Genomic DNA, 23317 nt, shown 5'->3' with positions numbered 1-23317 from the left:
TAGTTTTGTCCACTTGCTACTAATTGTCAATTATTTTTTTAAATATTTCTATAATTTTCTACAACGATAAGATCAATATCATCATAATCTTTGGCAACCCTGTTAATAGTAGCTTTTACATCGTCCCAAACTAAACCACCTAACCCGGCCCCAATTTTTGGCAGGGCTATTTTTTCGATGCCATTTTGGCGGGCATATACAAGCATTTTGAGAAGAGAATCTTCAATTGCTTTAAGTTCTGCTTTGGTTTTCCAGGTCTTTTGAGTGCCAAGATTGAAAACAGTGCCTTCACCATAGTCGTAAGAAAAAACATCCCCAAGAGAGAAATCACCATCTTTACAACGCTTTTTATATTCCAAATACATTTGATTATATTTTTCTTTGAATTGTAAAGCGATTCCTTTCCCCATTGCTCCAGCGCAATTACAACCATGAGCATAATTTTTTACATCAGGTAAATTGAATATATTTCCAGAATCTAGATATGTGACCATTTTCTTTTTTTTAATGCGTAATAAAGTCCAATCATTCAGCTTGGAAGTCGAATTGTTGGGAGGATGAAGATGAACAAAATTATCCTGAAATGCAACTTGCTTCACCTCCCTATTCCCTCCATTCACCGAGTTTTCCCGATCGTTAGTCTAAAGCCGATAGGCTAGGAGCCTATTGTGTTGTAGTTTTGAGTCAACAAATAAGAACAACAGAACTAACACAATAAAATAAAGACATTATGAAAGCATTAGTAAAAACATTCGCAGCAGCAGCTTTAATCGCAGTATCAACTTTCGCTATGGCAGCTGAAGGACCTGGAGCAAAAGCAACAAAGGCTAACATTAACCTTTCCACAGCAGATTTTGCTTTAGAGCACTATGTTGCGGTAACTACTGAAGGGGAATCAGCAGGAGTAGAGCAGTTATTCGCAGCTGATTTTAGTCAAAAGATCCAAGCTACCAATGCGCAGTCTAACAGCCGTAGCGAAGTGGTTAAATCCTTGAAAAAACAAAAAGGTGAAAAGCTAAACTGTACGGTAAGCACCGAAATCCTTGAGGAGTCGGCGGATTATATGGTAGCCAAAGTGACGTTGACGTTTGAAAACTTTACCAAAACAGACCTAGTGACTCTTGTACGTGAAGGTAATGACTGGAAAGTATCTAAATCGATCAATTCGTATAAATAAGAGCCATCTCAAATAAATATATAAATGTTGTAGAGCCATGTCGAGAGATGTGGCTTATTTTCTAGCTATTTCATGATCGATCATCTCTCATGGCTTATGCTAATAGCATCATTTGCGTAATTGGGTTTGCGTTATCCTGTAGAGGCTGACAACAATAATAGCTGCAGCGACCGTCAGCACATGATCTGTTCCCCTGATAGAATAATGTATAAATCCACCGAGCCCCTGCAACATTAACACAAATTCATTCAAAAAGATTCCAACAAGTAAGCCATAAACGCCATAGTGAATGCCTTTTTCGATTTTTAACATACAAATCTGAAAAGCATACCCAATTAAAAAGAGTGATATTACCACCAAAAGGACGAGGTGAAGATAAGCAATAACAATTGGTCGAAATCCATAAGCTTGTTGGCTCAGAGCAGGTATGACCGATATGCCTTGCAATATCAGTTTGAGAAAAATGGCAAACAGGACACATAACCAAAGTTTAGATGTATCGGGGCTTAAGCGGAGTGAAATATTGCTTCGGACCAGTCGGACGACTCGTTGTGCTAATGTTCCCCACAGGACAAATTGCAATCCGACTGTAATGACTATAATAATATATAGCCACAGGGGTAAACCCTTCCACCATAGAACAGATAAGAAATAGGTTGGTATAACAGTCATGACATACACGAGCGAAAAACGCGGACTTATTGGTATTTTACCAGTACGTTTATACAGCCAACTGGCAAACAGAGCAATACAGCCAAAGAAAAACCAGCCATTATACTGAAAATGAAGATAAAAATAGACTGATGCAAGCTGTTTTAATGGATCCAGTTGGTGGCTCACTTTGAGATATGCCAGAAAATAGGTCCCTAGTGAACTAAATATATTGAAAAATAGTGCCGACTTAATTAAGATCGAAATGGCCGGAGGAAGCGTCGATGATTTAAGATCCCGCACTAATTGAAAGCAGAACCAATAAGAGACAAGTATCGATAAAAAGGATAATATAATCGAACATAGGTTATAGCCAGCAGCTGAAAAGGAAATAAGCATGCCTATCGAAACCGTCCAATTAGCCCATAGGATATGCTGATATTTCCTGCACAAAATCTGATTGGTTTTTATTCCCAGAACGGTCATTATGAGAAAAATCATAAGAGCTTGGGATACCCAGGCGGAAAAAGCAAAATGCGAATGCGCATGCATGAGGTTTTTCTGGTCGATCCAAGGAATGGGAAATAAAAATTTTAAGCGCATAATCAACCCGAAAATACCTACAATAAGTAAATTGAATAGGGTGATGACGATCCATTTCCTGATACTTAAATAGCTACTGATTTTATTCATACGTTGATTTCTTTCCGATAGCTGAAACATCGTTGTTTCAAGCTTCAATCAATACCATCGGCCGGAACAAAAACTTTTCCGCGGATAATGTTCAATTTATCTTCCTTGTCCATTTGCTTCATTGTCCGGATGATTGTTTCTACTCTTAACCCGGTCATATTAGCCAATTGTTGGCGCGTAAGCATAAGTCGGTTGCATTCCTGACAAACGAGTCTCTTGCTTTCATTTAACTTTTGGATCAGATTGGAGAGGATCTCCTCCGGTGAACGATTGTAAATTAATTTGATCATAAAGAGTTTAAAGTGTAGTTCGCGCGCCATCTTTTGTGATACCAAACGATGTAGGTTGCCATATTCATATATGATTTCGATGAATTTTTTCGAACTGATCTTCAGTAATGTACATGAACTGTCGGTAATTGCCGTCACTGTATAAACGCCATTGTCCAATATCGCTACTTCTCCAAAGCCCTCATTGGCACAGATAACATTGTGGAGGACCTCCCTACCGTCTGATAAGAAATTAGAAAGACGAACTCGCCCGCTTAACAACTGATAATAAAATGTGGCCATGCTATCCTCATGAAAAAGTATTTCACCAATATCGGCATGTAGGCTGCTCGCTCCCTTTTCGAGAAGTATTGCGGTTGGAATCATCGTTCGATATAAGTTAGTTTTTACTACACAGCGTAAAGATATAGTAGTGTCACAAAATAGATCTTGATGTTGATCACGGGAATGAGTGATGAAAATCAATATGGTGTTAATGTGCTTATATATAGTGTTTTATTGTTTTTGATTGATGGTTTGTTCTCACCGGAATCATTTTATGATTTGCCTCATAAAATGGCTACACGCTTCGATAATACCTTTGGATTAAGTAAAACACAATCAAGTTTAAACACAAAACCAAAATAAGATGAGAAAGCTAATTGTATGTTGTTTGATGGGATTATTTATCTATTCCTGTTCCTCAAACAATGGCGAGAAAAAGACCGTTGCCAACAGTGTTAATGAATCTGGGGCTTCGGCAAATGACGCCAGTGGATATGATCCTCACCGCGGTGAGGGAAAATTTGACAAAGTGGAAATCGCTGACCATTTGGATGCACCAATGGCCGCAGCCGGAAAATTGATTGTTGACCTGAAATGTGCTTCCTGCCACAAGCTAACCGACGAGAAACTAGTCGGGCCAGGATGGAAAGGTGTGACACAACGGAGAAAACCACAGTGGATCATGAATTTTATCACTAATCCTGATCCGATGATCGATAAGGATCCGGAATTACAGGCGCAACTTGAACTATGCATGGTCCGGATGCCTAACCAAAATCTAACGGACGAGGAAGCCCGAAAGGTATTGGAGTTTATGCGACAAAATGATGGTGTAAAATAATAAAAGCTGAATAAGAATCAACAAAGCTGCATAGGTATTAACCTTAAAATAAGAATAGAATGACTTTAACAAAATACATATTGACGAGCCTAATGGCGAGCGCGATGTTATCGACTTTCCATGCCTGTAAACCCAAAGGAGCGGGAGCCGCCGTGAGTGGTGATGCCGCTGAGAAGGTATATGTTGCCCCAGGGAAATACGATGAATTCTACAATTTCGTATCCGGGGGATTTAGTGGGCAGCTCTCCGTTTATGGACTTCCATCCGGCAGATTATTGCGTGTAATACCCGTTTTTTCACTAGATCCCGAAAAGGGCTGGGGTTTTAGTGAAGAAACTAAACCGATGCTCGAAACGTCCCATGGCAATGTACCTTGGGATGATTTACACCACGTGCAGCTTTCGAAAACCGATGGAAACTACGACGGCCGCTGGGTATTTGTCAATGCCAACAATACCCCCCGTATTGCCCGGGTGGATCTGACAACTTTTCGTACGGCTGAAGTACTCGAACTCCCCAACAGCGGTGGAAACCACTCTTCGCCGTACATTACTGAAAATACCGAATATGTTGTTGCAGGAACGCGATTTTCGGTTCCGCTGGACGGTGAGTCGGGCGATGTACCCATCAATACCTTTAAAAAGAATTTTCGCGGAACATTGAGCTTTGTCAGCGTCAATAAGGATAATGGCAACATGGAATTGGCTTTTCAGATTGAGACACCCGGTGTAAACTATGACCTGAGCCGAGCCGGTAAAGGGACTTCTCATGGTTGGTTCTTCTTCTCCACCTACAATACCGAACAGGCAAATACATTGCTGGAGGTCAATGCATCCAAAAATGACAAAGACTTTATATTGGCCGTCAACTGGAAAAAAGCCGAAGAGTATTTGAAAGCCGGAAAAGGGAAAAAGGTTACCGGGTTGAAGTATGCCCATAACACTTACGACGAGAAATCACATACCGCAAAAACATCTTTTAATACAGAAACGATCGTATTGAAGGCAGAGGAGCTGGAGGGGCTATGCTACTATATCCCTTGCCCAAAATCTCCGCACGGTGTCGACGTTGATCCTACAGGCGAATATATTGTAGGGTCGGGTAAACTGGCTGCGGTCATACCTGTATTCTCGTTCGCTAAGATGCAGAAAGCAATCCAGGAAAAACAATTCGAAGGAAAATTCGGTGGTATCCCAATTATCAAATACGAATCTGCGCTGTACGGCGAAGTCCAAAAACCTGGCTTGGGCCCACTGCATACAGAATTTGATGGCAGAGGAAATGCAATCACGTCATTCTTTGTGTCTTCCGAATTGGTGAAATGGAATATTAAGGATTTAAAGGTGCTCGACCGTACACCAACATTTTACTCAACAGGCCATTTAATGATACCTGGTGGAGATACCAAAAATCCAGAAGGCAAATATGTCATCGCCTATAATAAGATTACGAAAGACCGCTTTCTCCCTACAGGACCGGAGTTGGCTCAGAGTGCCCAATTGTTTGATATCTCGGGAGACAAAATGCAATTGTTGTTAGACTTTCCGACCATTGGTGAACCACATTATGCGCAAGCTATCAAAGCGGAGAAAGTGAAAGACAAAAGTGTGAAGATTTTTAAAATTGAAGAAAATACCAGCCCATTTGTTGCCAAAGGAGACAAAGATGCACGCGTTGAACGTAAAGGTAACCAGGTACATGTATACCTGACATCCATCCGTTCACACTTCACTCCGGACAATATCGAGGGTGTACAACTAGGCGATGAAGTCTATTTCCATGTGACCAATATTGAGCAGGACTGGGATATGCCGCATGGCTTTGCTGTCAAAGGCGCAAAGAATGGAGAATTGCTCATTATGCCGGGAGAGACACAGACATTGAAATGGGTTCCAGATAGAGTAGGTGTATTCCCGTTCTACTGTACGGATTTTTGTAGCGCGTTACACCAAGAGATGCAGGGGTATATCCGTATCTCAAAAAAAGGAAACAATGTTCCGTTGATTTATAGTCTGGGAACTAATCAACCGCAAGAGAAGACCAATTAATATAACCTACAATGATGAAAACTACAAGTCACCTGTCAGCAGTACATCGGATTCTTTTGATCCTGAGTGGCCTGGCCCTGGTAGCGGTCATCTTCCTACCCATCTGGCGTATTGAGCTCGACGCAGCACAATACCCAGAAGGGCTAGAACTACAGATCTATAGCAACAAGTTGGCCGGACAAGTTGATATTATCAATGGACTGAACCACTATATCGGGATGAAAACGCTACATGCGGAAGATTTCATAGAATTTAAGGTCTTGCCCTATATCATCTTATTTTTTGCGCTTGCTTTTTTGCTTACCGGTTTCGTGCAGAATAGAAAACTGCTCTATGGCTTATTCTTTTGTTTTCTGCTTTTTGGAGTCGCAGCCCTGGTTGACTTTTATATCTGGGAATACAACTATGGGCATCAGCTCGATCCATCTGCACCGATAAAAGTTCCCGGAATGTCTTATCAGCCACCACTGATCGGATACAAACAGCTTTTAAATTTTGGTGCCTATTCTATACCTGATATCGGGGGATGGATCTTTATACTCTGTGGAATTATCTTGGCCTTTTGTACAGTGCGGGAGTGGCAAAATAATAAAACCCTAAAACTAAAATCATATGAGAAACTATAAATTATTTGCGTTGATCTGTAGTAGTATATTGCTGGTTCTATGTAGTTTGCAGGCCTGTCAGGGCAACAATAAACCCAAGCCTATTAAATACGGTAGCGAGCAATGTGCCCACTGTAAGATGACAATAACGGACGCGCGTTTTGGTACGCAGCTGCAGACAAAAAAGGGACGGGTCTTTAATTTTGATGACGTACAATGTATGATCGCCTTTGTCAAAGGGAACTCGGTCAAAAAAGAAGAGATTGCCGTTTATTACCTGCCGGATTATGTTAGCCATAAGCTCGTACCGGCTGAAGGTGCATATTATCTCAAAAGTGAAGCCTTGAAAAGCCCAATGCGAGGCAATGTTGCTGTATTTGAAAAACGGGTGGAACTGGATAAGGTCAAAGCAGAGATCGGTGGCACGGTGATGACTTGGAATGATCTGTGGAAATAAATGAATAACAATGAAGAATCTAGCTTTAGCGTTGTACTGTGCAATGGCTTGTCTTTGGCTCGTAAACGTGCCTGTATCGGCGACAACCATCCAGGTAGGAAAGGGGCAGTCGGTCAGAACAATAAAGGCTGGCTTAGCACAAGCGAAATCAGGTGATACCGTTTTAGTAGCGGCGGGTGTGTATAAGGAGGGGAATATTGTTATTGATAAGGCAATTTTCCTGAAAGGCCTGGGAAAACCTGTGCTGGACGGCGAGAAAAAATATGAACCGCTCTCGATCAAATCACCGCAGGTTACTGTTCAAGGCTTTTTAATACAGCATTCGGGACATTCTTCCATGAATGATATTGCCGGTATTAAAATTTACAATACAGCGCATATCAAAATTTTTGACAATGAGCTCGTGGACAATTTTTTCGGGATTTATGCGCAGAATGCTACAAACGTTGAAATACGGGGCAATATCCTCAAAGCTTTTGGTACAGCGGAGCAGCTGATTGGTAATGGTATTCATGCTTGGAAATCAGATAGTTTAAGTGTTGAAAATAATGAAGTGTCTGGACATAGGGACGGTATTTATCTTGAGTTTGTGACCCATACTCGAGTACAGGGCAATCTTTCTGAAAAAAATCTGCGCTATGGTCTCCATTTTATGTTTTCCCATGAGAACAGTTACATCTCAAACACCTTTCGCAGCAATGGTGCAGGTGTAGCTGTTATGTATACCAAGCATGTCCATATGGAAAACAATAATTTCGAAGAGAATTGGGGCGATGCCGCCTATGGATTGTTGCTCAAAGATATTTCCGATAGTCAGATCATCAACAATCAGTTTAGCCGCAATACCACGGGTATTTTTATGGAAGGATCGAATCGTATCCATATTGAACATAACAATTTTAAGAGCAACGGATGGGGGCTCAAGATTCAGTCGAGCTGTATGGACAATGTGCTTAAAGACAATAATTTTCTTCAGAATACCTTTGATGTTGCCACCAATGGTACCCTTACACTCAACAGCTTTGTGCATAACTATTGGGACAAATACGAGGGATACGATCTGGACAAAGACGGATTTGGGGATATCCCTTTTCGTCCCGTAAGCCTATTCTCGATGATGGTTGAGCGTTATCCTTCGGCGATGTTACTTTTTCGAAGTTTTATGGCCATGTTGTTCGACCGGACTGAAAAGCTATTACCAAGTCTGACACCCGAGGGGCTTAAAGACGATAAGCCTCGCATGAAATCAATAAAAGTATGATTAGTATCCAGCAGTTAACGAAAAGCTTTGGAAAATTCAATGCATTAAAGGGCATTGATCTGACCTTGAATGGCGGCGAATGCGTTGCCTTAATTGGCCCCAATGGCAGTGGTAAGACTACTTTGATCAAGTCTGTCCTAGGTATGGTCATGCCGAGTGCCGGACGGATCACTTTTGAAGGACAGGACATTGGACAGCAATGGGCTTATCGGAACCATATCGGCTATATGCCGCAGATCGGTCAATATCCTGAGAATATGTCCATCAAACAGGTCCTGGATATGATCAAAGATATCCGTAAACAGCCCCAGGCGGATTCGGATCTTTATCAGGCTTTTGGCGTGGACAAGCTGTTGGAAAAACGGATGGCAACGCTTTCCGGTGGCACAAGACAAAAAGTAAGTGCCTGTATCGCATTTATGTTTGACCCCAAAGTACTCATCCTGGATGAACCTACAGCAGGACTGGATCCTCTGTCTACCGAAATTCTCAAGGATAAAATCAAAAAAGAAATCGGACGCGGTAAACTGATCATCATCAGTTCCCATGTGCTTAGTGATCTCGATGAATTTGTATCGCAGATTGTCTTTCTGCAGGAAGGAGAGCTGAAGTTTCATAAGAGTTTGCAGCAATTAAAAGAAGATACAGGTACTGAAAAGCTATCTAAAGCAATCGCTTATTTGATGCAGAACCGCGACCTGTCTAATTAGAGAAAAGATGAATAAAATTATACGCTACGTTTTTGTGGATCTCTTGCGCAACAAGACCATTTTATGCTACACCATATTACTCTTTGTACTTTCCATGACGGTCTATAGCATGGAGGACAACTATGAAAAGGGATTACTCAGTCTACTGAATATTGTGTTGTTTGTAGTTCCGCTGATGAGTATCATTTTTTCAGGCATCTATATCTACCAGAGTTCCGAGTTTATCAATTGCCTCGTCAGTCAGCCTTTGCAACGGCAAAGCATTTGGGGCAGCCTGTATGTGGGTCTGGCAGGTGCACTTAGTTTAGCTTTTTTTATTGGCGTTGGCATACCAACTTTTATCTATGCATTTAGCTCTTCGGGAATTACTTTGGTCGGTTGTGGACTGTTACTTTCTTTGATTTTCGTTTCGATCGCGATGTGGACATCTGTATTGATCAGAGATAAGTCGAAGGGGATAGGATTGGCAATTTTGCTTTGGCTTTATTTCACGCTGCTTTTTGACGCACTGGTGCTTTTCATCCTATTTCAGTTTGCGGATTATCCCATCGAACATGGAATGGTTGCACTGTCCATGCTCAATCCCATCGATATCTGTCGCATCCTTATTTTATTACAGGTCGATCTATCCGCGATGATGGGCTATACAGGGGCGATATTTCGGGATTTCTTCGGTAATACATTCGGCATTGCGATCACCCTGTTGGTCATGTTGCTCTGGTGCCTCATTCCTCTAGGGCTATCTATTCGCTATTTTAAGAAAAAGGATTTATAATAATTTATTGACCATTTAATACTATTATCATGATTAAATCACCGTTATTGGAGGTTTTCAATATAGAACCTCGACTTAAACACCCGACCATATTTGATCACTTCGATGCCCTGGATTCGGGCGAGTCATTTATTATCAAAAACGATCATGATCCTAAACCGCTCTATTATCAGTTGCTGGGTGAACGTGGAAAGGATCTCATTTGGAATTATCTTGAATCGGGGCCCGAATACTGGCAGGTTCGCCTTGGCAAACCGCTCGAAAGCGAAACACTGGAAACCGTTGGCCATATTGCTGCCAAGGATATCCGCAAGGCCGAAGTTTTAAAACAGCTTGGGGTAGATTTTTGTTGCGGTGGTAAGCAGACGCTTAAGGAGGCCGCTCATAGTGTTGGTCTCGATGAAATTGAATTGCGCAGACGGTTAAACCAATCCGAAGAGCTTCCTATAGCCGGCCCACCGCTAAATTTTAAAGATTGGGATATCGATTTTTTAAGTGATTATATTAAGAATGTTCATCATCGGTATGTCCGGGAAAAAGGACCGATTATTCAGGAACTTGCACATAAAGTGGCCGATGTGCATGCACAGCAGCATCCCGAGCTGGTCAACTTGTCCAAAGAACTCGATGCCTTTCTTGATGACCTTTACCATCATTTGGATAAAGAGGAGAAGCAGCTCTTTCCGGCAACCAAGAATGAACAAGAATTGACCAGCAAACAGGTAGAGCAGCTCATTCAATTTTTGATTTCCGAACACGAAGATTCAGGAAAGGAACTTCAGCAGTTGCGCAAAATTACCCAAAATTACACATTGCCAGCCAATGCCTGCAATTCCTACACGTCATTATTTTCACAGATCGAATCTTTCGAATCCGATCTTTTGCAGCATATCCACCTGGAGAATAATATTTTATTTCCAAAGTTGCTCGCGAGCTACGGTGTTCAAATGAATTAAAAACTAGAAAAGCCATGCGGATAAACCAGCATACCAAGATTTCAGAACTGATCAGCTATAATGACTTAAGCATTGAAGCCATTGCAGCTATTGCCAAACCCTTGCGTAAGATCCGGATCCCGGTGTTGCGTCGGATACTGGCCCCTCGGGTCTCCATAGGCGAAGCAGCAAAAATTGGCGGATGTTCGGTTACAGATTTTCGTGCTGCGCTGGTACCGCTCGGCTTTATTTGGATGTCAGATGGAGCTGAGAAAGTCAATGATCCATTCGATGCAGCAGAGCGGCCAAGTTGGATGGATGATGCAGCAGTGACGGTTGTATTCGATGTGAGACCCCTATTGGAAATGGGGCAAGATCCATTAAAAGATATTTTTCAGTTGTATCGCTCACTCGTCGCAGGAGGGATTCTTTGCATCAGCAATTCATTTGTCCCCATTCCATTGATTAGGCGTATGGAGGAGCGTGGAGTGCCAAGCTATAGCCACGAATGGGCGGAGGGCGAATTCAGAAGTTACTTTTATAAAAAAGATACAGTGCTGTCCGTTCAGCCTGCTGAGGGCGATCATATTTCATTTGTGCCGAAACGACTTTTTGAGCAGAAATTAGCGCGACTTTCCGCGCTTCAACTTGTTACATTGGATGTCAGGACATTGCCTATGCCGCAGCCCATGGAATCAATTCTTGAGGCTCTTGCTCAACTGAAAGCCGATGAGGTTGTCTATGTAAAACATCGGAAGGTTCCGCTCCATTTACTAGAAGAACTGGATCATTTTTCTTATCGGATTTTCATCCATGAACAACATCCTGGAGATGTCCATCTGTTAATTTACCCCGTTAAATAAAATGGCACATATTGCTATTCATAAGAGCCCAGAAGCGTATGCTGTATTGCCGTTTTTTATCACTGCGGGCATTTTTTTTCTACTGTTCAGCTTCCTCTTGGTTTTTAGCGGGGGGCAGCTCTTTGGGCACCATTTTCAACCAAAAGTGCTGGCAATCGTCCATAGCCTAGCACTAGGTTGGGGCACGATGGTGATTTATGGAGCGGCGTATCAGCTGGTGCCGGTTATTTTTGAACGTTCACTTCGCTCTTCCAAATTGGCATTTTTCAGTTATATCCTATTGACATCGGGAACCTGTGTGTTGATTTATAGTTTCTGGTATTTCAAGATCGGTTTACTCATGTGCGTTGGAGGGCTATTGATTACGCTCAGCTCCTACCTGTACTTCTACTTGCTGTGGATGACGACTAAAGATGTGGAGCATCTATTTGAACTACGCCTTTATTTTACGTTCTCGGCCTTCTGGCTTTGTTTTACAACCACCTTAGGCCTTTTGCTTGCCATTAATTTAGCCCATGGTTTTCTAACAAAAAGTCACCTCGATATCCTAAAGCTACATGCCCACGTCGGTATTGTTGGTTGGTTTTTGCAACTGATCCTGGGAGCGGGAGCAAAGATGCTGCCGATGTTTCTCTTGGGACAATCCACCAAAACAAAGTGGCTTTATGTTTCGGTCATTTTGATAAACCTTGGATTGGTACTTTTTTTATTGGACGGATACAGCCATCCTGTGGGATTAAGATCTCTTACCTTTGGAGCAATAGTGCTATTGGGAGTAGTTTGCTGGGCCGTTTTTGTCGTGGATTGTTTTGTGCACCGGGCGCGTAAGGTACTGGATATTCCGATGAAACATAGTTTCATTTCCTTTTTGAGTTTATTGTTCGCGTTTCTCACCTTACCTATGGTTGTCCGGCAGGAGTCTGGTAATTGGGTGAATTTATATGCCGTATGGGTGTTTTTTGGATGGTTAACGGGTATTATTTTAGGGATGACCTATAAGACCCTGCCTTTTATGATCTGGAATTGGCGCTATAAAGATCTCAATGGCATCAAAAAAATACCTTTGCCCAAGGAACTTTATAGTCAGCGATTACTTTCTATACAATATTATCTTTACCTAGTGGCGCTTGTCGTCATGGCGGTTGCTGTAGCCGGTCAATTCAGGTGGGCATTATACTGTGCAGCCTGGCTTTGGGCAGCACTTGCTGCTGTTTATGTTGTCAATGTCGGAAAAGTAGTTTTTCATCAAAGAAAAAGTAAATAAACTACGCACCTCGCCTATATATTTAATGAAAGATACCATGAAAATTGATCTAACAAAACCGGAGGCTTCCGATCAGTTAAAAGCTGTTCAGGTATTGATGCTTGTGATGGATCCCGAATTGGGGATCAACATCGTAGATATGGGCTTAATTTATGATATTAATTTAACCGATCCCAGTCGTATTGTTGTTACCATGACGTTATCTTCATCCTATTGCCCGATGGGCGACTCTATCGTTCATGGCGTTGAAAAAACATTGCAACAGCAATTTCCACAGCGGGCAATAATTATCGAGCTCGTTTGGGATCCTATTTGGACTCCCGATCGGATCAGCGAAGAGGGAAAGAGCCTATTGGAACGAGAATGATTTCTTGAAGAATAAATTCACCTCCCTATTTCCGCTATTCGCCGAGTTTTCCCGATCGTTAGTCTAAAGCCTTTAGGCTAAGGGCCTATTGTGTTGTAGTTTTGAGTCAACAAATAAGAACAAAAGTACTAACACAATAAAAAAAAACATTATGAAAGTATTAGTAAAAACATTCGCAGCAGCAGCTTTAATCGCCGTATCTACATTTGCTATGGCAGCTGAAGGACCTGGAGCAAAAGCAACAAAAGAAAACGTTAACCTTTCCACAGCTGACTTCGCTTTAGAGCACTATGTTGCGGTCACTACGGAGGGAGAATCAGCAGGCGTAGAGCAGTTATTTGCAGCTGATTTTAATCAAAAGATTCAAGCTTCCAATGCGCAGTCTAACAGCCGTAGCGAAGTGGTTAAATCCTTGAAAAAACAAAAGGGCGAAAAGCTGAACTGTACAGTAAGCACAGCTATCATCGAGGAATCGGCAGACTATATGGTGGCTAAAGTAACGTTGAAATTTGAAAACTTCACCAAGACTGACCTGGTTACCTTGGAGCGTGTAGGTAATGATTGGAAAGTATCTAAATCAATCAATTCGTATAAATAAGAGCGATTTTAAATAAATATATATGTTGTAGAGCCACATCGAGAGATGTGGCTTTTTCATGATCTATTTGAAATAGCGACTTGTTTCGGGGATAACGTAGTGAGTGGAGCTCAATTAGAATAATTAAGTAGAAAGAATAGATGAATTTAGGAGAAGAAATAGGAGAAGCGCTTAATGAATAGACTTTTAATAACGCTCGTACAATAGGCTGTGGGCTGTTTTAGAAGGAAAAATGTAAATATTTTAGGGAAAGAACTAGGGAAAGATTAGGAGAAGAAGAAGTAGAAAGAAAGTAGAAGAATTAGTAGAAAGATAGTAGTATCGCCTCGTTTATAGATCTTGAATGCACTTGAGTTGATCGTGTAGTTTAATCACAACTTTCCCTACAATAGCTCATACAACGAAGCGGTGATAAACTGGAAAGCCTTAATTTTCCTCTTACCATAACCTGCATGGTTATGACCAAAGACATGGTATCTCGGTGATCGCTCCAACACGAGCTCACGGATCTAGTCGCTGCACTAGGCATTATTTGCTAAAAACTGCTAATTAGGGATGAGTTTAAATAACTTTTATAGGGGTTGTGTTCGTACCTGCTTCGTACAGCCTTCGGATCAGAACATGTAGGGTTCGATTGTTGACCAGTATCTGACCAGTTTTTTCCTGTACAGAGACTGGACAAGGTCTGTTGGGTGTCTGTTCAATATCTATTGATGATCCGAACGTGGTACGAATCTGATACGAAGCAGGCTCACCTCTCTATTCCCGCCATTCACCGAGTTTTCCCGATTGTTAGTCTAAAGTCAATAGGCTAGGAGCGTATTGTGCTGTAGTTTTGAGTCAATAAATAAGAATAAAAAACTAACAGAATAAAAAAAAGACATTATGAACCATCATGAGTGTATTCAAAAAGCACTCATGATAGCTTTATCATCAAATAAAAAACAAATAATTTCGATAAAAAACTCTAGTAAAAACATTCGCAGCAGCAGCTCTAATCGCAGTATCAACTTTCGCTATGGCAGCTGAAGGGCCAGGAGCAAAAGCAACAAAAGCAAACGTTAACCTTTCCACAGCAGACTTGGCACTCGATCACTATGTTGCGGTAACTACAGAGGGAAAATCAGCAGGAGTAGAACAGTTATTTGCAGCTGATTTTAATCAAAAGATCCAAGCTACCAATGCACATAGTAACAGCCGTAGCGAAGTGGTTAAATCCTTGAAAAAACAAAAAGGCGAAAAGCTAAACTGTACAGTAAGCACTGATATCTTAGAAGAATCAGCAGACTATATGGTCGCTAAAGTGACTTTGAAATTTGAAAACTTCATCAAGACTGACCTCGTTACTTTGGAGCGTGTGGGCAATGACTGGAAAGTATCCAAATCAATCAATTCGTATAAGTAATATCCAATAACTAGTGGTTTGTCAGTAATAAAAGACAAACCACTAGTGAATCATATGTTTAAGTTTAGTTTAGAAGCCATATCGTGAGATGTGGCTTTTTACGTCAAAAGGGCCTGATTCTCATCAGACCCTTTCTCTTAGCGTTTATTTGTACAGCAATTTTTATGTTTCCTATCGTTTACTCTTTTTTGTTTCGTCATCCAATGTTTTTTAAGACTATTGGATTTTCAATGTACGGCGCCAATTTTTATGTTGAACCTTTCTTTCGAAAGGCAGCTTGTAGCCGTTTTTGTATTGCACGAACAATAGCCAATTTGAAATAGTTTTATCGGAGTGATTTTTTTTATAAATTGGCTTGGCTTATTTAAACTGTATGAAGATCTTTATTATTAGGGACCAGGCTATTCAATTAAATATTTTAAATAATCAGTTATGATAGAAGAAACATCACGAATATTCTCTTCATTCTTATTAGGAATTATAATATGTTTCTATTGTACTTCCAAGAGTATAGCTCAAACTAGTCGTAACAATGATCCAGCCTTTTGGACTGATGATATACAGTTTGATATTGCCACCAACCAGACATTTTTTAAATCCTATGATTCAATAAATTCAATTGTTATAGGATATAAGGATTTAAAACCTTATTACATTTTATTAAATTTTAAGAATGATTCGTTAGGCACCAAGACTGAGCACTTTGACCTGACATTTGAAGGAGATTTATGGCTTCTAAAAAAAGCATACCCTTCGATTGAAGTATTGGATTTACAATCGGACGAGTTTAATAGCAATGCCAGTTTAGGAATAGAAAAGATTCAGAGGATAAAATCCATTACTATAGAAAGAAAAAAACTTCATCTATCATTATTTAGTGCTACCATTTCTTCGGGTACAAGAGATTATCTTACAGAAAACGTATGGGCGTTTGCTGCCAGGTATGTTGGAGGAACGAAAGAACTTGAAAAAAATCTAAGTTCAATTAGTCGTCCTGAGCTGTCAAAAAATGATGTAGATAGTGTTTTTCTATTTAAAGTAAAAATATCAAAAGAAGGCGATTTAGAGGAAGTAGAGCCAGTATATGGTAATAAATCTTCGTATTCTAAAGCGCTTCAAAAGAAATTGTCTAAAAAAAATACGAACTATTTTGGCGACGGTACTTCAAAATGGAAAGCTGCGATGCGGGGTAATGTCAGTAGGCCTTTGAATTCAATTTTAAAAATTTATGCTAAAAGAAGCCAAAATGGACAAATAACAATAAAAACTCCGACAGTGCTTAGAAACTGGACTGGTAACTAAGTCCAATAGTACGTCCGCAGAAAGTTTGTGGTACTGTTTGGTTTTGGACCTGTTTGATATTTAACTGTTCAAAAAAGATTACAGTTGTTCGTTTCACGATCAGTCTTTCGCAGGATCTTGATTTTGGTGTTTAAGAATATCCATCAGCGCACATTAGTAGAAAGATCAAGCATTAATAAACTGAACAGCCTTGACCTTATCTTACCATTTTATCTTGTGACACCTTAAAAAGAATGCTATTTTACAATGTTAATAACATTTATTGCTAATCAGTTAAAAAAAATGTTAATTTGTAGGTTAAGCCATAGAGATTTTAGATAAATAGATAGATGACTCATACTGCTCATAATAAATTAGTTAGTTTTATTTGGTCCATTGCCGATGATTGCCTTCGCGACGTATACGTTAGGGGTAAGTATCGTGATATAATTTTGCCCTTTGTGGTATTACGTCGTATCGATTCCTTGCTGGAAACGACAAAAGATGCGGTACTAGAGGAAGTGCGCTATCAGCGGGAGGATGCTGGCCAAATCGAGCTCGATCCAGATGGTCTTAGACATGCATCCAAGTATGTGTTTTACAACACATCACCTTGGACAATGGAGAAACTCAAAGGCACGGCGACCAATTCGCAGCAAAAATTGGTGGCCAATTTTGAAGAGTATCTGCTTGGCTTTTCTGCCAATGTGCAAGAGATTATCGAGAAGTTTAATCTGCGTGCGCAGATACGTCACATGGCAGCCAAAGATGTATTGTTGGATGTCCTGGAAAAGTTTACTTCTCCTTATATCAACCTAACACCGCTAACAAAGAACGATCCCGAGGGACGTCTGTTGCCAGCGTTGTCCAACCTGGGAATGGGTTATGTATTCGAAGAGCTGATCCGCAAATTCAACGAAGAGAATAACGAAGAGGCCGGAGAGCACTTTACACCACGTGAAGTCATTCAGTTAATGACCCACTTGGTCTTCGAACCTTTAAAAGATCATCTACCCAATATTATTACCATCTATGACCCTGCCTGTGGAAGTGGGGGGATGCTTACCGAAAGTGAAAACTATCTTGTCGAAGATGACGCCTTTAAATATAAAGGGGATGTCTACTTGTATGGTAAGGAGATCAATGATGAGACTTATGCCATATGTAAGTCCGATATGATGATCAAGGGCAAGGACCCAGAGAATATCCGTGTTGGTTCGACCTTGTCGACCAATGAGTTTTCGGATATGAAGTTCGACTTCATGTTGTCCAATCCACCATATGGTAAATCTTGGGCCTCGGAGCAAAAATATATCAAAGATGGTAAAGATGTTATCGATACCCGTTTTCAGATCAAACTTAAAGACTATTGGGGCAATTGGGAAACCGTAGATGCTACACCGCGTAGTTCCGATGGACAGCTCCTTTTCCTGATGGAAATGGTGGACAAGATGAAAGCGCCTACTTCCAATAAGATTGGTAGCCGTATTGCATCCGTTCACAATGGCTCATCGCTTTTTACAGGTGATGCTGGTTCAGGAGAGAGTAACATCCGTCGGTATATTATCGAGAATGATCTATTGGATGCGATTGTTCAGATGCCTAATAACTTGTTCTATAACACAGGTATAACCACTTATATTTGGTTATTGAACAATAATAAGCCAGCTGCAAGAAAAGGACATGTGCAATTGCTTGATGCTAATAAGCTGTTTCAAAAATTACGTAAAAATCTAGGGAGTAAGAACTCCGAATTTTCACCAGCACAGATAGGTGAGATTGTTAAAAATTATCTTGAGAACCAATCCGAAAGCGCGGAGAATGATCTGCTGCAAGTTAAACGCTTTAAGAATACAGACTTTGGCTACTATAAAGTCAATATCGAGCGTCCAAAAAGACTCAAGTCGCAGTTTACAGCGGCGGCTTTGAACGAATTACGATTTGATAAAGCGCTCAAAGTTCCGATGCAGGCCTTGTACGAAACCTATGGCGACCTAGTTTATACAGACCTTGCTAGCAAAAACGAAGAGATCAACCATCGGGCTGAGAAAGAAGACTGGGGACTCAACAAGAAGCAGTTGGCTAAGCTTATCGAAGCAGCTACCTGGAATAAACCAAAAGCATTATATGATGCTGCGCTTGTGCTCTGGTCGCATATTGGCGATAATGAGTTTAAGGATTTTAATGCCTTTTCAAGTTTGGTGGACGATACCTGCAAAAAGCATAAGATTACCCTTGCTGCTACGGAAAAGAAAGCGATCTTATCGGCGATAAGCACTTACGATGCCGAAGCAGAGAAAGTGATCAAAAAGATCGAAAAGATCACGGGTGATAAAAAAGTCCAATTGCTTAATCACCTTGGTTGCTCCGAGGAGCAATTACCACTATTTGGTTATTATCCGACAGCTAAAGCAGGAGAGTATACCGTATACGAGACCGAGAGTGACCTGCGGGACAGTGAACAAATTCCATTGGATGAATCCATTATCAGCTATTTTGAACGTGAGGTAGTTCCCCATGTTGAGGAGGCTTGGATTAATCTGGATTCTGTCAAAATCGGTTATGAAATCTCTTTCAATAAATATTTCTATAAACATACACCATTACGCTCTATCGAAGAGGTCAAGGCAGATCTCTTGGCTTTAGAAGAGCAGGCAGATGGTTTATTGCAAGATATTTTAAACTTCTAGGTCATGGAGCCACAAAGTAATCTACTTATTTATCAAAGTGAAGATGGCGTTACTCGTATCGAGACAAGATTAGAGGGGGAAACGGTATGGTTGACATTGGAACAGATGAGCGAACTATTCCAAAAATCTAAATCCACAATCAACGAGCACGTGCTTAATATCTTCAAGGAAGAAGAACTGGTTGAGGATGAGGTAAAGAGAAAAATCGGAATTTCCGATTTTTCTACCAAACCTACTAATTATTACAATCTCGATGTCATTATCTCTGTAGGCTACCGTGTCAAGAGCCATCAGGGGACCAAGTTCCGCCAATGGGCTACGGCGCGTTTACGCGAATATATCGTCAAAGGCTTTACCATGAATGATGAGTTGTTGAAGCAAGCTGGAGGAGGCAATTACTTTGACGAGTTATTGGCTCGCATCCGTGATATACGCTCATCCGAAAAAGTATTTTGGCGCAAAGTGTTGGATATCTATGCGACGAGTATTGATTACGACCCTAAGACGGAGGTCTCACAGCACTTTTTCAAAACTGTACAGAACAAGATGCATTTTGCTACGCATGGAAATACAGCCGCTGAGATTATTTACAAACGCATTGATGCCGATAAACCGAATCTTGGACTAACGAACTTCAAAGGCGAACAACCAAGCAAACAAGAAATACAGGTTGCTAAAAATTATTTGACAGAGGAGGAACTTAATATTCTCAATCGTACGGTAACAGCCTATTTGGAGTTAGCCGAATTGCAGGCACTCAATCGTAAGCCGATGTATATGCAGGACTGGATTACGCGTCTAGATGATTTTCTACGTATGGTGGGTAATGAGGTATTACAACATGCCGGAGCAGTAAGCCATGATCAAGCAGTGAAAAAGGCGGAGCTTGAATATGCTAAGTATAAGGAGAAAACCAAAAATGAACTATCCAAAGTAGAAAAGGATTTTGTCGCCTTTATTGATACAACCGCCAAAAGTCTAGAACGTAAAAAGAAGAAGTAATTATGAGTTCCAAATATACAGTATTACAGCAACCAGTTGAAACGTTACTTAGCTGGATTAAATCTGGAGAAATTGCAATTCCAGAAATTCAGCGTCCTTTTGTTTGGAAGTCCGCCAAAGTTCGTGATTTGATTGATTCATTGTATAAAGGTTTTCCTGTTGGATACATCATCACATGGAAAAATAACGATGTCAAATTAAAAGATGGTTCACTTTCTGCGGGGAAAAAGATCTTAATAGATGGCCAGCAACGTATTACTGCACTTACAGCCGCCGTGATTGGTAAGCGTGTTTTAAATGACGAATACAAAGAAATCAATATTAAAATTGCTTTTCACCCTTTCCCAGAAGAAGGAAAAAGCCATTTTGAGGTATTAAATAAAGCTATTGAAAATAATACGGAATGGATTAATGATATTAGTCCTATTTTGAATGGTGAAATGAGTATTTCAGCAGCGCGAAGAGCATATTTGTCAGTCAATCCGGAGGCGGATGAGGATAAAGTGGAAGAGAAACTGGAGTCTTTAAAACGTATCAGTAATCAACAAATAGGGATTATTGAGCTGGATGCTTTGCTGGATATTGATATTGTAACAGAGATTTTCATCCGTATTAACCAAAAGGGAGTTAAATTAAGCAATGCAGATTTTGTGATGTCCAAAATCGCTTCAGACGAAGCGCATAACGGAAATAAAATGCGACGCATGATCGACTATTTTTGTCGTTTAATAGTGGATAAATCATTTCATAAACATATTATTGACAACGATAAGGAATTTGCTGCGCACGAGTACTATAAGACTATCCAGTGGATGAAAGATGGTCGGGACGATCTTTATAGACCGGATTATTTAGATGTATTACGTGTAGCGCTGACCTATCAGTTTAATCGTGGTAAATTTTCAGATTTGGTCGCATTACTTTCAGGACGAAATTTTGAATTACGTACCAATGAAGAGGAGATTGTAGTGGAGAGCTACCAAAAGCTTGAAGCAGGTTTGCTTGCATTTTTTAATAAAACAAATTATCAACGTTTTATTATGATTGTAGAGTCAGCAGGATTTATTAAGAGTCAAATGCTGATTTCAAAAAATAGCTTGAATTTCTCTTACGCCTTGTTTTTAAAGCTAAAAGATGCCGGATATAGTGAAGCGATGACACAGAAATATGTGAAGCGTTGGTTAGTGTTTTCATTGTTAGTTGGAAGGTATTCAGGTTCCGCAGAATCATGGATTGATGGCGATATCAAACAGATCAATGAAAAGAGGATTGAGAATGTTTTGACTGAAATCGAAAGTGCCATTTTGGGAGATAGCTATTTTGAATTTGGCCTTGTAACGCATTTGGAATCGTCGTCCAAAAGCAATAATGGTTACAATGTCTATTTAGCTGCTCAATGTCTCCAGGGAACAAGAGCTTTTTTGTCAAAATCTATGACAATAAAGACATTGATGGAGAATAGGGGGGATGAACACCATATCTTCCCTAAAAAATATCTGGAGAAAAATGGTAAAGTGCAGAAAGAATACAATCAAGTAGCTAATTATGTGTTTACCGAGCAAAATACAAATATTAGAATAAAGGACCACGCTCCACAGTTGTATTTTGGTAGGATTAAAGATGCCATTTCAAATAAAAGTATAGAGTTGGGGACAATAGATTCTCATGAGGATTTGATTCAAAATCTTATTGAAAATGATATTCCTGAATCTGTTATCAACAGGGATCACACGACTTATGCAGAATTTTTGCAAGAGCGCCGTCAGTTAATGAGTCAACGTATTAAAAAATATTATTACAATCTGTAAACCATGCAACGATACGAGAAATATAAAGATAGTGGAATAGAATGGCTGGGGGAAATTCCGGAGCATTGGGAAGATAGAAAATTAGGGAATATATTACGACCATATTCTATTAAGAATAGAGCAGATTTACCTTTATTATCGATTACGAGAGAAAAAGGGGTAATTCAACGTGGAGAAGATCCTGAAGAGGATAATCATAATTTTATTCCTGACGATTTAAGTGGATATAAGCATTTAAAAATTGGTCAGTTTGGTATGAATAAAATGAAGGCTTGGCAAGGATCTTATGGTTATTCACATTTTGAAGGTATAGTTAGTCCGGCATATTATATTTTTGATATTTCATCTAAACTTTTTGGAGAATATTTTTCTAAAACAATTAGAAGTAAAGCATATATACCGTTTTTTGCAAAAGCATCTGACGGAGTTAGGATAGGTCAATGGGATTTGTCGAAACAGAGAATGAAAGAAATTCCATTTTATGTACCACCACTCAATGAACAAGAAGCTATTAATAAATTTCTTGATGATAAATGCGAAAAAATTGATGCAGCAGTCAATCTAAAAGAACAACAAATTGAGAAGCTAAAGGAATTGCGGCAAATCACCATTCACAATGCTGTTACCCAAGGTATTCCACATTCTAACGACGAAGGTGCCAAAATGAAAGATTCTGGAATAGGATGGATTGGTAAAATACCACAGCATTGGGAGGTAAGAAGACTAGCCTCTTTGGGATTTTTTTCTAAAGGAGGTGGTTTCTCCAAAGCGGATTTAGTAGAAGAAGATGGAGAACCAGCTATACTATACGGGGATATCTATACAAAGTATAATTATAAAATTCTATCTCCAATACGCCTAATTTCTCGGGAAGCTAGTTCTCAAGCTGTCAAATTGGATCGTAACGATTTGTTGTTTACTGGATCTGGAGAGCTAAAAGAGGATATCGGAAAATGTGTAGCATTTAAGTCTCGATTAACAACTTTTGCCGGGGGAGATGTAATTATATTTAAGCAACGAAAAAACTCAAGTGAATATTTATCATTTTGCATGAATACAAACGGAGCAAAATATGAGAAAGCAAAAAGCTCTAAAGGTGAGATAATCGTTCACACATATGCCTCTAAATTGAGAGAAATTTATATTCCGATTCCACCGTATCATGAACAAAAAGAAATCGTAGCTTATTTAGAAGAGCAAACCTCAAAAATAGACAAAGCCATCGCCCAAAAGCAAGAGCAAATAATCAAATTGAAAGAATACAAGCAGAGTTTGATCAATGAAGTAGTAACTGGTAAACTGAAAGTGACTGAGTAGTTTCAAGCACCATTT

The 23317-nt window shown here is 40.1% G+C and carries 22 protein-coding genes; 19 read left to right on the top strand and 3 right to left on the bottom strand.

The annotated features are described in order from the left end of the window. Positions 1 to 38: 38 nt before the first annotated feature. Positions 39 to 494 carry a macro domain-containing protein gene (locus B4N43_RS23935; protein ID WP_075994675.1) on the bottom strand — a complete coding sequence of 152 codons (456 nt, stop codon included), beginning with the start codon at positions 492 to 494 and terminating at the stop codon, positions 39 to 41. Between the two features lie 236 nt (positions 495 to 730). Here B4N43_RS23935 and B4N43_RS23930 point away from each other — a divergent pair, with 236 nt between their 5' ends. Then, entirely contained in the window at positions 731 to 1177 is a 447-nt protein-coding gene (locus B4N43_RS23930; RefSeq protein WP_112373504.1) for a nuclear transport factor 2 family protein, read from the top strand. Positions 1178 to 1285: 108 nt separating this feature from the next. On the opposite strand, the gene B4N43_RS23925 is transcribed toward B4N43_RS23930, so the two are convergent. Continuing rightward, positions 1286 to 2521 (bottom strand): hypothetical protein, encoded by a 1236-nt coding sequence (locus B4N43_RS23925; RefSeq protein ID WP_286736670.1) that lies wholly within the window; start codon positions 2519 to 2521, stop codon positions 1286 to 1288. A 44-nt stretch (positions 2522 to 2565) separates the two neighbouring features. Further along, positions 2566 to 3177: a Crp/Fnr family transcriptional regulator gene (locus B4N43_RS23920; RefSeq protein WP_075991501.1), complete on the bottom strand. Its 612-nt coding sequence runs from the start codon at positions 3175 to 3177 to the stop codon at positions 2566 to 2568. Positions 3178 to 3439: 262 nt separating this feature from the next. Between B4N43_RS23920 and B4N43_RS23915 the strand changes: the two genes are divergently transcribed. From B4N43_RS23915 to B4N43_RS23830, 18 genes are all read left to right on the top strand, one after another. Next, positions 3440 to 3916 (top strand): c-type cytochrome, encoded by a 477-nt coding sequence (locus tag B4N43_RS23915; RefSeq protein WP_070565751.1) that lies wholly within the window; start codon positions 3440 to 3442, stop codon positions 3914 to 3916. A gap of 59 nt (positions 3917 to 3975) precedes the next feature. Beyond that, on the top strand, positions 3976 to 5964 hold the full coding sequence (gene nosZ, locus B4N43_RS23910; protein ID WP_083295916.1) for a Sec-dependent nitrous-oxide reductase: 1989 nt from the start codon (positions 3976 to 3978) through the stop codon (positions 5962 to 5964). A gap of 11 nt (positions 5965 to 5975) precedes the next feature. After that, positions 5976 to 6590 (top strand): hypothetical protein, encoded by a 615-nt coding sequence (locus tag B4N43_RS23905; RefSeq protein WP_198386050.1) that lies wholly within the window; start codon positions 5976 to 5978, stop codon positions 6588 to 6590. After that, positions 6577 to 7026, top strand: coding sequence for a nitrous oxide reductase accessory protein NosL (locus B4N43_RS23900; protein WP_083295915.1), 450 nt, complete (start codon positions 6577 to 6579; stop codon positions 7024 to 7026). Before B4N43_RS23905 ends, B4N43_RS23900 begins: the two co-directional genes overlap by 14 nt. Before the next feature lie 10 nt (positions 7027 to 7036). After that, positions 7037 to 8287 carry a nitrous oxide reductase family maturation protein NosD gene (locus B4N43_RS23895; protein WP_070565743.1) on the top strand — a complete coding sequence of 417 codons (1251 nt, stop codon included), beginning with the start codon at positions 7037 to 7039 and terminating at the stop codon, positions 8285 to 8287. Continuing rightward, positions 8284 to 8997, top strand: coding sequence for an ABC transporter ATP-binding protein (locus B4N43_RS23890; protein WP_088160564.1), 714 nt, complete (start codon positions 8284 to 8286; stop codon positions 8995 to 8997). Before B4N43_RS23895 ends, B4N43_RS23890 begins: the two co-directional genes overlap by 4 nt. A gap of 7 nt (positions 8998 to 9004) precedes the next feature. Further along, positions 9005 to 9772 carry an ABC transporter permease subunit gene (locus B4N43_RS23885; protein ID WP_070565740.1) on the top strand — a complete coding sequence of 256 codons (768 nt, stop codon included), beginning with the start codon at positions 9005 to 9007 and terminating at the stop codon, positions 9770 to 9772. Between the two features lie 29 nt (positions 9773 to 9801). After that, positions 9802 to 10728, top strand: coding sequence for an iron-sulfur cluster repair di-iron protein (gene ric / locus B4N43_RS23880; RefSeq protein ID WP_075991505.1), 927 nt, complete (start codon positions 9802 to 9804; stop codon positions 10726 to 10728). Between the two features lie 14 nt (positions 10729 to 10742). Next, entirely contained in the window at positions 10743 to 11570 is an 828-nt protein-coding gene (locus tag B4N43_RS23875) for a DUF2249 domain-containing protein (protein WP_286736666.1), read from the top strand. Between the two features lies 1 nt (position 11571). Beyond that, a complete protein-coding gene (locus tag B4N43_RS23870; RefSeq protein WP_070565734.1) occupies positions 11572 to 12834 on the top strand; it encodes a hypothetical protein in 1263 nt (420 codons plus the stop codon). A gap of 37 nt (positions 12835 to 12871) precedes the next feature. Next, positions 12872 to 13201, top strand: coding sequence for a metal-sulfur cluster assembly factor (locus B4N43_RS23865; RefSeq protein ID WP_070565732.1), 330 nt, complete (start codon positions 12872 to 12874; stop codon positions 13199 to 13201). A 151-nt stretch (positions 13202 to 13352) separates the two neighbouring features. Continuing rightward, positions 13353 to 13799, top strand: coding sequence for a nuclear transport factor 2 family protein (locus B4N43_RS23860; protein ID WP_153846627.1), 447 nt, complete (start codon positions 13353 to 13355; stop codon positions 13797 to 13799). A 1018-nt stretch (positions 13800 to 14817) separates the two neighbouring features. Continuing rightward, entirely contained in the window at positions 14818 to 15204 is a 387-nt protein-coding gene (locus B4N43_RS23855; RefSeq protein WP_286736664.1) for a nuclear transport factor 2 family protein, read from the top strand. Between the two features lie 432 nt (positions 15205 to 15636). Beyond that, complete coding sequence (locus B4N43_RS23850; protein ID WP_286736662.1) at positions 15637 to 16506, top strand: hypothetical protein; 870 nt, start codon at positions 15637 to 15639, stop codon at positions 16504 to 16506. Positions 16507 to 16835: 329 nt separating this feature from the next. Further along, on the top strand, positions 16836 to 19175 hold the full coding sequence (locus B4N43_RS23845; RefSeq protein ID WP_286736660.1) for a type I restriction-modification system subunit M: 2340 nt from the start codon (positions 16836 to 16838) through the stop codon (positions 19173 to 19175). Positions 19176 to 19178: 3 nt separating this feature from the next. Continuing rightward, complete coding sequence (locus B4N43_RS23840; protein WP_153846631.1) at positions 19179 to 20177, top strand: virulence RhuM family protein; 999 nt, start codon at positions 19179 to 19181, stop codon at positions 20175 to 20177. Between the two features lie 2 nt (positions 20178 to 20179). Continuing rightward, complete coding sequence (locus tag B4N43_RS23835; RefSeq protein ID WP_153846632.1) at positions 20180 to 21985, top strand: GmrSD restriction endonuclease domain-containing protein; 1806 nt, start codon at positions 20180 to 20182, stop codon at positions 21983 to 21985. A gap of 3 nt (positions 21986 to 21988) precedes the next feature. Continuing rightward, positions 21989 to 23302, top strand: a complete 1314-nt coding sequence (locus B4N43_RS23830) for a restriction endonuclease subunit S (RefSeq protein WP_153846633.1) — start codon at positions 21989 to 21991, stop codon at positions 23300 to 23302. Positions 23303 to 23317 lie beyond the last annotated feature (15 nt).

The sequence above is a fragment of the Sphingobacterium sp. UBA1897 genome, from assembly GCF_002337775.1.
GTDB lineage: Bacteria > Bacteroidota > Bacteroidia > Sphingobacteriales > Sphingobacteriaceae > Sphingobacterium > Sphingobacterium siyangense.
This window is presented reverse-complemented; position numbering and strand designations above follow the sequence as displayed.